This is a genomic window from Caballeronia sp. GAWG1-5s-s (assembly GCF_023631445.1).
Classification (GTDB): Bacteria; Pseudomonadota; Gammaproteobacteria; order Burkholderiales; family Burkholderiaceae; genus Caballeronia.
In genome coordinates this window covers 1-269 of sequence record NZ_JALQDC010000074.1, presented here as the reverse complement: position 1 = coordinate 269, position 269 = coordinate 1, and the positions used below count along the sequence as shown (strand labels likewise).

The following is a 269-nucleotide window of genomic DNA, read 5'->3' as shown; positions in this document are numbered from 1 at the left end:
GCGTGCGTTCGCGCGCCGCGTTGCCCCAGTGAGTGCGCTCGTCGATCAGTGCGTGGAAATCGGCATTGCCGAAGTCGGCGCGTGCGCAATCGGCTTCGCTGAGATCGACGTGCGAGCAATCGCAATCGATGAATAGCGCGCCCGTCAACGTCGCGCGTTGCAGGCTCGCGCCGCTCAGGTTGGCCTGCACGAAGCGCGTGCCGTCGCAACGTGCGCCGGTCATGCGCGCCGCGCTGAAATCGGCGATCACGAATTGCGCGCCCGTGAGG

1 protein-coding gene is annotated in these 269 nt (G+C 66.9%); it reads right to left on the bottom strand.

Going from position 1 to position 269, the window contains the following annotated elements:
- Positions 1–269 (bottom strand): pentapeptide repeat-containing protein (locus tag NCR34_RS27955; RefSeq protein WP_250501445.1); only part of this gene is annotated, 269 nt, incomplete at both ends.